This window comes from Frankia nepalensis, from assembly GCF_016786325.1.
Classification (GTDB): Bacteria; Actinomycetota; Actinomycetes; order Frankiales; family Frankiaceae; genus Pseudofrankia; species Pseudofrankia nepalensis.
In genome coordinates, this window is sequence record NZ_JADWYU010000194.1 from 25207 (window position 1) to 35135 (window position 9929).

9 protein-coding genes are annotated in these 9929 nt (G+C 70.4%); 7 read left to right on the top strand and 2 right to left on the bottom strand.

From position 1 onward, the window contains the following. Window position 1 precedes the first annotated feature (1 nt). The 6 genes from I6A81_RS29390 to I6A81_RS29415 all read left to right on the top strand — a co-directional run bounded on the left by I6A81_RS29390 (window position 2) and on the right by I6A81_RS29415 (window position 6745). Window positions 2-856 carry a hypothetical protein gene (locus I6A81_RS29390; RefSeq protein ID WP_203003632.1) on the top strand — a complete coding sequence of 285 codons (855 nt, stop codon included), beginning with the start codon at window positions 2-4 and terminating at the stop codon, window positions 854-856. A 319-nt stretch (window positions 857-1175) separates the two neighbouring features. Further along, a complete protein-coding gene (locus tag I6A81_RS29395) occupies window positions 1176-2393 on the top strand; it encodes a CaiB/BaiF CoA transferase family protein (protein WP_203003633.1) in 1218 nt (405 codons plus the stop codon). 40 nt (window positions 2394-2433) lie between these two features. After that, window positions 2434-4062 carry a thiolase C-terminal domain-containing protein gene (locus I6A81_RS29400; RefSeq protein ID WP_203003634.1) on the top strand — a complete coding sequence of 543 codons (1629 nt, stop codon included), beginning with the start codon at window positions 2434-2436 and terminating at the stop codon, window positions 4060-4062. An 85-nt stretch (window positions 4063-4147) separates the two neighbouring features. Then, a complete protein-coding gene (locus tag I6A81_RS29405) occupies window positions 4148-5416 on the top strand; it encodes an amidohydrolase family protein (protein ID WP_203003635.1) in 1269 nt (422 codons plus the stop codon). 65 nt (window positions 5417-5481) lie between these two features. Next, window positions 5482-5937 (top strand): nuclear transport factor 2 family protein, encoded by a 456-nt coding sequence (locus I6A81_RS29410; protein ID WP_203003636.1) that lies wholly within the window; start codon window positions 5482-5484, stop codon window positions 5935-5937. A gap of 169 nt (window positions 5938-6106) precedes the next feature. Beyond that, entirely contained in the window at window positions 6107-6745 is a 639-nt protein-coding gene (locus I6A81_RS29415) for a TetR/AcrR family transcriptional regulator (RefSeq protein ID WP_203003637.1), read from the top strand. A gap of 32 nt (window positions 6746-6777) precedes the next feature. On the opposite strand, the gene I6A81_RS29420 is transcribed toward I6A81_RS29415, so the two are convergent. Together I6A81_RS29420 and I6A81_RS29425 are read right to left on the bottom strand one after the other, a co-directional pair. Then, window positions 6778-7335 (bottom strand): TetR/AcrR family transcriptional regulator, encoded by a 558-nt coding sequence (locus I6A81_RS29420; protein ID WP_203003638.1) that lies wholly within the window; start codon window positions 7333-7335, stop codon window positions 6778-6780. A gap of 353 nt (window positions 7336-7688) precedes the next feature. After that, window positions 7689-8483 carry an SDR family NAD(P)-dependent oxidoreductase gene (locus I6A81_RS29425; RefSeq protein ID WP_203003639.1) on the bottom strand — a complete coding sequence of 265 codons (795 nt, stop codon included), beginning with the start codon at window positions 8481-8483 and terminating at the stop codon, window positions 7689-7691. 575 nt (window positions 8484-9058) lie between these two features. On the opposite strand from I6A81_RS29425, the gene I6A81_RS29430 reads away from it, so the two are divergent. Next, a complete protein-coding gene (locus tag I6A81_RS29430) occupies window positions 9059-9856 on the top strand; it encodes a hotdog fold thioesterase (RefSeq protein ID WP_203003640.1) in 798 nt (265 codons plus the stop codon). The last annotated feature ends 73 nt before the right edge of the window (window positions 9857-9929 follow it).

Consider the following 9929-nt stretch of genomic DNA (forward strand, 5'->3'; position numbering starts at 1 on the left):
AGTGCCGCGCGACATCCGTGAGCTGACAGACGACCCCGAGGCGTACGCCGCCGAGCTCCACCGGCGCTGGACGGGACTGCTGAGCTACCGCTACATCGGCCGCAACCACAGTTCGATGAACACCGGTCCGGCCGACAACACCGTGACCCTGCGCCGCGACATGCGCAACGCCGCCGGCGGCCTGCTGGTCGCGCCGCTGTCGATCAGCTCGCCCGGGGGCAACGTGGGCTCCGACCTGGTGGCGGTCCCGAACCCGGTCATCCACTCCTGCCAGATCCTCGACGGCGCGCGGGACGTCAGGCGCATCGAGGTGCTCGAGTCCGAGCCGCTGCACATCGGCAGCCGGATGGGCTACAGCCGCTCGAAGATCGTCGACGCGGACAACCCCGAGCGCGTCATCGCGTACACCGAGGGCCAAGGCGTCAAGATCGGGACGCCGCCCGGCGGGCTGAAGAAGATGGACGAGGCCAAGCTCGAGATCGTCGACGGCCCCGACCTGCCGCCACTGTGGAAGGCGTTCGGCTGCGTGCGCCGCGACGACGGCCGCTGGACACTGCCCGCGCTCTCTGTCGAGCTCGCCTCGCCGGACGCGGCGCTGCACATCGGGCCGCAGCACGTGCTGCTCGAGACCGCCGCGGTGTCCGCCGCGGCCGAGCTGCTGGGCACCGACCGGCTCCAGATGCAGACGTGGCACGTCATGTTCCTGTCGCGAGCCAAGGCTGGGCCGTTCCGGGCCGACGCGGAGGCCGACCGGGGCCCGGACGGCAAGGTCGGCGTCCGGGTGATCCTGTACGACGAAGGGAACGGCAACCGGAAGGTCTCCACGGCCTCGGCCGTGCTGCAGACCGTCCCCTAGGCCAGGGCCATCCATCGAACACCGCCGGCGCCATCGAACGCCGCCAGCGCCGGCGCCGCCGATGCCGCGGGCACCGGGTCGGCTGGACGCCGGCCGCGGCGGACCGGCCGCTCCCGGGGCCACGACTCGGCTGTGAACGTCAAGGCCGGCTGGGCGGCCCGCCGCGGCTCCGGGCGCAGCCGCGGCGGGCGGCCAGCCACGCACCGCTGCCCTGCGTGGGGACCCCGGCTCCAGGTCCGCACGGCCCGGGTGAAGAGGTGAGAACAGACCATGCCGCGCCCCGTCCGGCCGGCCTGTCGTCACGAGGGTGGAGGACCGCATGACCGCGGTGATGCAGGGCGTACGCGTCCTGGAGGTGGCCGAGCACACATTCGTGCCCGCGGCGTCCGCGCTGCTGGCCGACTGGGGTGCCGAGGTCATAAAGATCGAACACGTCGAGCGCGGGGACGCGATGAGGGGCCTCGCCTCGACCGGCGTCCTCAACATGCCCTCGGACGTCCACGTGCTGCTGGAACACTCCAACCGCGGCAAGCAGAGCCTGGGCCTTGACCTGACGACCGACGAGGGCCTCGACGTCGTCCACAGGCTGGCCGCGACCTGCGACGTGTTCCTGACGAACAAGCTGCCGCGGGTCCGCCAGAAGCTGAAGATCGATCTCGTCGACATCCGCGCCCACAACCCGGACATCATCTACGTCCGGGGAACCGGGCAGGGAGAGCACGGGCCCGACGCGGACAAGGGCTCCTACGACGCGCTGGCGTTCTGGAACCGCGCCGGGATGGGCATGGCGCTCGCCCGCCCCGAGTACGGCCACGTCCCAGGCCCGCCGGCCCCGGGCTATGGCGACTCGATCGGCGCGATGACGATCGCCGGCGGCATCATGGGTGCCCTGTTTCACCGGGAGCGCACCGGCCAGGCGACCACCGTCGACGTATCGCTCCTCGGCACCGGCATCTGGGCGATGGGCCAGGCGATGGCGCTGTCGATGGCGCTCGGCACCCCGTGGGTGCAGGTACGCGGCGGCCGCAACGGCACCAACCCGTTGTCGCGCAACTACCAGACAAAGGACGGCCACTGGTTGGCGCTGACCTGCCTCCAGGCCGGAAAGTACTGGCCGCCGCTGTGCGAGATCCTCGGCCGGTCGGACCTCGTCGCCGACCCGCGGTTCGCCGACCATGCGTCGCTCAACCGCAACTGCGACGACGCCGTCGAGATCCTCGCCGCCGCGTTCGCCGAGCGGACCGTCGAGGAGTGGAGGACACTGCTCGACGGTTTCACCGGCCAGTGGGCCGTCATCCAGCACACCCTCGAGGTCGCGGAGGACCCGCAGACCGTCGCCAACGGTTACGTCCAGGAGTGTCACACCGCCGCTGGTACGCCGTTCCGTCTCGCCGCCGCGCCCGTCCGGTTCGACGACGAGCCCGCGGTGCCGAGGCGGGCGCCGCGGTTCAACGAACACGGCGACGCGATTCTCGCCGAACTCGGTCTCGACTGGGAAACCGTCCTCGGGCTCAAGCTTCGCGGCGTCGTCGCGTAGTGGCACGCGAGAAGACACCCCGACCCGCGAGGAGTTAGATATGCGGCCTCTTCCTGAGCTGACGCCCATGAACAAGTGGTTCTGGCAGTCCGGCGCCGATGGGAAGCTGCGCATCCAGGGCTGCTCGGACTGTGGCACCCTCGTGCACCCACCAGTCCCCATCTGCCCGAAGTGCCGGAGCCGTTCCTGGACGCCCGCCGAGGTCTCCGGCCGGGCCACGGTCGTGGGCTTCACCGTCAACTCCCAGCGGTGGCTGCCGGAACTGCCGCCACCGTATGTGGTCGCGAACGTCGCCCTGGTGGAGGACGCCGAGGTCCGGCTGACCACGAACGTCGTGGGATGCGAACCCGGCGAGGTGCACATCGGACAGGAGGTCACCGTCCGGTTCGAGCAGCACGAGGATGTGTGGCTGCCGCTGTTCGAGCCCACCGGCCGGACGGACCCGACCGACCGGGTCGGCGAGCCCGACCTGCCCGCCCCGCGAGCGCCGGTCAGCGACGATCGTTTCGAGCACAGGGCGGTCCTGTCCGGGATCGGACGCTCGGCGTACGGCCGCCGGCTCATGGTCGACCCACTGTCGCTGACGGTCGACGCCTGCCTCGCCGCGGTCGAGGACGCCGGGCTGACCCTGGCCGACATCGACGGGCTGTCGACGTACCCGGGCGGCGTCAGCGGCGCCGGAATGAACGAAGGCGGTGTGACCGCCCTCGAGGAGGCACTGCGGATCCACCCGACCTGGATCAACGGCGGCGGCGACCTGCCCGGTCCCGGCGGCTCCGTGATCGCGGCGATGCTCGCGGTCTCGTCCGGCCTGTGCCGGCACGTGCTGTGCTTCCGCACGGTATGGGAGTCGACCTTCAAGGCACTGCGCCTGGCGCGGCCCGGCGGCCGGCTGTCGGGGCCGATGATGCCGTGGCGGGTGCCGTTCGGGGCGGCGTCCGCGGCTAACTGGATCGGCATGCACGCCAACCAGTACCTCCACCGCTACGGCGCGACCCGGGAGCTGCTCGGGGCCATCGCGGTCAACGGCCGGACGAACGCGGGACGCAACCCCGCGGCCATCTACCGGGAACCGATCACGATGGACGACTACCTGTCGGCCCGCATGATCTCCTCGCCCTTCGGCCTGTACGACTGCGACGTCCCGTGTGACGGCTCGGTCGCGGTCATCGTCTCGGCCGCGTCCGTCGCCGCCGACCTGCCAAAACCCGCGGTGCGGGTCGAGGCGGTCGGCACCCAGATCCGCGAGCGGCTGTCCTGGGACCAGGGTGTCGTCACCCACGAGCCGCAGGTACTGGGCCAGGCGGGCCACCTGTGGACCCGGACGAACCTGCGACCAGCCGACGTCGACCTGGCGCTGGTTTACGACGGCTTCACCTTCAACGCCGTCTCCTGGTTGGAAGGCCTCGGCTTCTGCGGTATCGGCGAGGCCCAGGACTGGATCGACAAGGGCCGGCGTATCGCGCTGGACGGCGACCTGCCGGTCAACCCACACGGCGGCCAGCTCTCCGAGGGCCGCACCCACGGGTTCGGGTTCCTCTACGAGGCCGTCGCGCAGCTGCGCCACGAAGCCGGCGAACGACAGGTGGCCGGCGCCCGAACCGCCATCGTCACGTCCGGCGGCGGCACACCATCCGGCGTGCTCCTGCTTCAGCGCGGCGACGCGTGACCATTGGCGGCCTGGACCTCCCGCCGGCTCCAGCCAGCCGGTTTCCCTCCACAGACGTCCGCCGCACCGGCGAGAGGAGCTCCGCGTGAACGCGGAAGACATGATCCTGGTCAGCATCGACGACCACATGATCGAACCTCCCGACATGTACAAGAAGCACGTGCCGGCCAAGTGGCTCGACCAGGCGCCCAAGGTCGTCCGCAACGACAAGGGCGTCGACGAATGGGTGTTCCAGGGGCAGAAGACCTCCACCCCGTTCGGCATGTCGGCGACCGTCGGCTGGCCCAAGGAGGAATGGGGCTTCAACCCCGGCGCGTTCGCTGAGCTGCGGCCAGGCTGCTTCGACGTGCACGAGCGGGTCCGGGACATGAACGTCAACGGCGTGCTCGCGTCGATGTGCTTCCCGACCATGGCCGGCTTCAACGCGCGCACGTTCACCGAGGTCGCCGACAAGAACCTCTCACTGGTCATGCTGCAGGCCTACAACGACTGGCACATCGACGAGTGGTGCGCCGCCTACCCGGGCCGGTTCATCCCCCTGGGCATCGTGCCGATGTGGGATGTCGACCTCGCCGTCGCCGAGGTCCATCGGCTCGCCCGCAAGGGCTGCCGGTCCATCAGCTTCCTGGAGGCCCCGCACGGGCGGGGCTGGCCGAGCTTCCTGTCCGGCCACTGGGACCCCATGCTCAAGGCCCTCGTCGACGAGAACATGGTGCTGTCCCTGCACATCGGCGGTGCCTGGGACCTCGTCCGGCTAGCTCCCGAGGCGCCGATCGACCACACCGTCGTCATCCCGTCGCAGCTGACCATGCTCACCGCGCAGGACCTGCTGTTCGGCCCGACGCTGCGCCGTTTCCCGGACCTGCGCGTCGCGCTGTCCGAAGGCGGCATCGGCTGGATCCCCTTCTATCTCGACCGCGTTGACCGGCACTACCAGAACCAGGCGTGGATCGACAACAGCTTCGGCGAGGGCAAGCTGCCGTCCGACGTGTTCCGCGAGCACTTCCTCGCCTGCTACATCACCGACCCGTCCGGCCTGAAGCTCCGCGAGGAGATCGGCATCGACGTCATCGCCTGGGAATGCGACTACCCGCACACGGACACCACCTGGCCGGAGGCTCCGGAGTCCGCCTGGAAGGAGTTCCAGGCGGCCGACTGCGCCGACGAGGAGATCCACAGGATCACCTGGCAGAACGCCTGCCGCTTCTTCGACTGGGACCCGTTCGTCCACACGAGGAGGCAGGACGCGACCGTCGGCGCGCTGCGGGCGGCCGCCACCGACGTCGACACCGCTCGGATGCCCCGGGCGGAATGGCGTCGGCGCAACGAGGCCGCCGGTCTCGGCATCGTCTAGCCGGCCGGCGGCCACGCGCCTTTGTCGGCTGTGCACGCAGACCCCGGATGGAGGGAACCGCCGCCATGAACCGAGATGACGAGGCGCTACGCGCGCTCGTGACACGCGTCGCCCAGCTCGAGGACCTGGAGGAGATCCGCAGGCTGTACATCGACTACGGGCGCCACCTGGACGCGGGTGACCCCGGCGCGTACGCGGCGCTGTTCGCGCGCGAGGCCAAGCTGCGGCTGGGCCCCGTCATGCGGGCCGACGGCCGGGACGAGATCGAGCGGGCGGCGGCCAAGGTGATCGCGGCCTCCCCGGACGGCCCCAAGGGCTCCGTCCATCTGCTCGGCTCACCGCGGATCGAGCTCGGCGATGACACCGCCTCTGGGGAGTGCGTGTGGGCCGCGATCTCGTGGTTGCCGGACGGTTCACCCGGGGTGCTCGTCGGCCGCCACGTCGATCAACTCGTGCGCGAGGACGGACACTGGCGGTTCGCGCGCCGAATCGGCCATGTGGATGTCGGGGCACTGCGCTGACTGGCCAGGTACCGATGGGTCCACGCATCCGCGGAGGTACCGGCGTGCGTGAGCCCCCCGGCGCCTGGCTGGTACGTCCGTCGGGCGCGGTCGACTCCCCCGCGGGACGGGTCGTGCCTCGCCCGTACAGACTGCCGGCCGGGTCAGCCCGGCCGGTTATCGTCACCGGATGAGCCGAACACCGACGGATGGCGTGCAGAGCGAATCGGCCCCGAGCCGCCGGTCCTACAACAGCGCTGTCCGTCGCCAGCAGGCGGCCGACACCCGCGACCGGATCCTGACCGCGGGCACCGAACTGCTGCATGTCGCCCCCACATGGAACTGGCCGGCGTTGACCGTCCGGGCCGTGGCGACCCGTGCCGGCGTGAACGAGCGGACCGTGTACCGGTACTTCGGCAGTGAGCGGGAGTTGCGCGACGCGGTCATGGACCAGGTCCAACAGGAGTCCGGCGTCGATCTGGATCACCTGCGGCTCGAGGACATCGCCGACGTGAGTCAGCGGGTGTTCGAGTACCTGGCGTCGTTCCCGCCCGGGCCGCCGCAGACTCCGATCGACCCGACGGTCGTGGAGTCCCGGCGGCGCAAGCACGAGGCGCTGGTGGCGGCGGTGACGCCGGCGACGCGGGAATGGCCGTCAGATGACCGTGAGATCGCCGCGGCGGCGCTCGACCTGCTGTGGAACGTCACGTCGTTCCGGCATCTGGTGTATGACTGGGAGCTCGAACCTGAGGCAGCGATCCGCTGCGTCACGTGGCTCATCCGGCTCGTCGAACGCGCCCTTCACGAAAACCAGCCACCTGAATCCTGATGGACCCACTTCGTGGCCTCGGTCCCAGGTGATCAGGCAGGGATCCGGCTGAACGCGGCGAGCACGGCGTCCACGACGGGAGGAACGCTCGCGGGACTGATCTTCTGCTGGCTGTTGACGCGCCTGTACACGAACGGCGCGATGACGAGGTCGATGAACAGCTGGACGTCGATGCCGTCCGGCAGCTCGCCCCGGTTGATGCCGCGGCGGATGACGCGCTCGTAGATGATCCTGGACTCCCGCTCGGTCTCCTCTCGCAGGGCGGCGAGCTTGGGGTCGCGCACGGCGGCCTCCATCAGCGAGGGGAAGACCAGGATGCGGTTGAGGTAGGTGACGAGCTGGCTGAGCATCGCGATAAGATCTTCGCGCACCGACCCGGTGTCGGCCTCGCTGAGGGCCCGCTGAATGCGGGTGAACGCGGCGTGTATGAGGTTCTCGCGCGATCCCCAGTGGCGGTAGATCGTCGGCCTGCTGACGCCTGAGCGCTCGGCGACGGCTTCGACGGTGACGGCGGACAGGCCCAGTTCGGCGACGACGTCGATGGTGGCGCGCAGGACGATGTCCTCCGGCGTACGCGGGCGCGGCGACATGGACTCATGCTCCAACGGCGGTGAGGACGAACGGGGGCACGGACCGTCGATACTGAGGGCGCACTGGGACCGCCGATCTGGGTAACGAGACGCCTGGGTCTCAGTGTAGGAGCAATCATGTGGCCCCCGGCGTCGACGCCCGGCCGTGCCGGCGTGAGCCGGTTCACCGGCCGCGGGCCGGCGCCGGTTCCGCCACGGGCCTCTCACGGGCAGGGAACACACGCAAGCCTGACAGCGAGGTCGGGTGGGATCCGATCTGCCGACCAGCGCCGCCGGCCGCCACGCCGCGCCCCATGCCGAGCAGGCCACCCCAGGACCGACCACGCATGGCCGCGTTTCTCGACCCGGTGGGCTCAGCAGAAGTCGGAGCCGCCGTCCACGTTGATGTTCGCGCCGGTCATGTAACTGTTGTGGCGGGACGCGACGAACGCGATCACCCGGCCGACCTCGTGCGGCAGCCCCGCGCGCGGCAGGAAGGCGGGGTGTCCCACAAGTTCCGTGATGCCACGCATCACCGCGTATGGATCCTCGGGATCGACGCCGTTACGCCTCGCCCATCCGGCCAGGCTGTCGGAGAGAACGGCGCCCGGCGACACGGTGTTCACCAGGATCTCGTCGTCGGCGAGGGACTGCGCCAGGTTCTTGGTGACGCTGGTAACCACCGACTTGGCCGCGGTGAAGGCGACCAGCGACGGCGACTGCCGCTTGGTGGACTGCGCCGAGAGGTTCACGACCCGGGCCCACTCCGCCGCGCGCAGCAGCGGCAAGGCGGCCCGGACACAACGGATCATGCCCAAGGCACCGGCGTCGACCGCTCTGCGCCAGTCATCGTCGGAGAGCTCCTCAAAGCGTCCACCAACGCTCGGACCAGCCGTGTTCACGAGGATGTTCAGCGCGCCCCATCGTTGGCGGACGAGCTCGAACGCGGCGGTCACCTCGACAGGGTTGGTGATGTCGGCCAGTAGCGCCACCGCGTCCGGGGCGCCCAGCGCGATCAGGCGCGCGACGGTCTTGTCCGCGTCCGCGCGGCGACGGGCGAGCACGCCGACCTTCGCGCCCTCGGCGGCGAGGCACTCCGCCGCCGCCCGCCCCATGCCCCTGCTGCCACCTTGCACGACGGCCGTCGCGTCGGCCAGACCAAGATCCATGCTGCTCCTCCCGGGGCAAGGCTCCTACCGCGGCCTGATGACCGCGACGCCGCCGCTCGCCACGGGCTGACGGCAGATTGAAGCGATGGGAGGGCGGTTCCGGGTCCGAACCGCCGCCGCTGGAGCCGTCGATGCCCGTCCTGACGGGCGCCTCCCGGGCCTTGACTGTAGGCCCACCAGACTCCAAAGTAAACGAGACAGTCTCATATCATTTCGTGGTCGGTGGTGCCGGAGAAGCCGCGGTCCCGACCATGATCTCGGCGTCACGCCGACGGACCGGTCGGCGAAGACCCGAGAACCGGCCACTGGCGCCCGCGTCGCAGGAACACCTCCTACGCGGCGCGGCAGCGGACGAAGGTGGTCACCTCTCGGTGGCCCGACCAGCCATCCAGCCAGGTCGACCTCAACTTCCCAGCCACTCACTGAAGTAGGCGCTGACACGGCCAGAAGGAGGCGCTGTGGAGAGCTTCGCTGTGGGCGCGCCCGATGGGCCGGCGGCAGCCGCGAGGCCAGCAGCCGGCTCGGCGTGGCCACGGCAACGGAGCCAGCGCGGTGTTCTCTCCAACCTCTTCCGGATGGATCTGCCGACCTTCGAGAACGACGCCGTGCGCATAGGGATGAGCACGGGGCCGTGGAGCACCTGGCCAGCCGGCGAGCCCTCCCTCGGCGCGCTCGGCGCCGCGATCGACAACGCCGTCGGTCTCAGCGTGCTGCGGGCCAGGCCACCGGGACACGGGTCGGTCACCGCGGAGCTGTCCGTGGATGTGCTCAGACCGGACGGCCTGCGTAGCGGCCGGCTGGTGACGGTCGGCCGGCTCATCCACATCGACAGCAGGGGCGGATACGCGCGCTGCGAGGTTCTCGACGGCGCGCACGCGGCCGTCGTCGTAGGCACCGCCCGGTTCCAGTTCGTGGTGTCTCCCGGCTCACCGGCGGCGAGGCCCGAGCCGGCGTCACGACGGCCACGGGCAGCGTCGGGCGAGGGACCGCCGGCGCGCTGCCACGACGTCGCGGACCTCCTCGGCGCCAGCGTGGAGCCAGGCCCGCGCCTGGCGCGTGTCGTCATCGAGGACCCCTCCCGGCTGTACAACTCCAGCCGCACAGTGCACGGCGGCATCCTCTTCTGCGTCTCCGAGCTCGCCGCCAGCGCCATCACGCCGTCAGACGAGGGAAGCGCCAGCCGCACCACGTCGGTGCGTATGAACTTCCTTCGCCCCGGCAGCCTTGACGACGCGTTGGTGGTGACCGCCGAGGTGATCCACCACGGCCGCACGACGACCGTATGCCGCGTGACGGCGGGCAACCTCGCCGGGAGGACGTACACGGTCGCCACCGTCACCCGGCTGGCCTCAGGCGGCGCCGCGGCGCACTAGGGCGTATCTCGTGGATCAATGGCACCGGATAGTCTTCATGATCCATGGTTGGTCGGCATGAGATCACCGACAC

Bases quoted from the DNA above. Each gene is read 5' to 3' on its own strand.
- I6A81_RS29395 (WP_203003633.1), top strand. From the start codon at position 1,176: ATGACCGCGGTGATGCAGGGCGTACGCGTCCTGGAGGTGGCCGAGCAC.
- I6A81_RS29400 (WP_203003634.1), top strand. From the start codon at position 2,434: ATGCGGCCTCTTCCTGAGCTGACGCCCATGAACAAGTGGTTCTGGCAG.
- I6A81_RS29410 (WP_203003636.1), top strand. From the start codon at position 5,482: ATGAACCGAGATGACGAGGCGCTACGCGCGCTCGTGACACGCGTCGCC.
- I6A81_RS29415 (WP_203003637.1), top strand. From the start codon at position 6,107: ATGAGCCGAACACCGACGGATGGCGTGCAGAGCGAATCGGCCCCGAGC.
- I6A81_RS29420 (WP_203003638.1), bottom strand. From the start codon at position 7,335: ATGTCGCCGCGCCCGCGTACGCCGGAGGACATCGTCCTGCGCGCCACC.
- I6A81_RS29425 (WP_203003639.1), bottom strand. From the start codon at position 8,483: ATGGATCTTGGTCTGGCCGACGCGACGGCCGTCGTGCAAGGTGGCAGC.
- I6A81_RS29430 (WP_203003640.1), top strand. From the start codon at position 9,059: ATGGATCTGCCGACCTTCGAGAACGACGCCGTGCGCATAGGGATGAGC.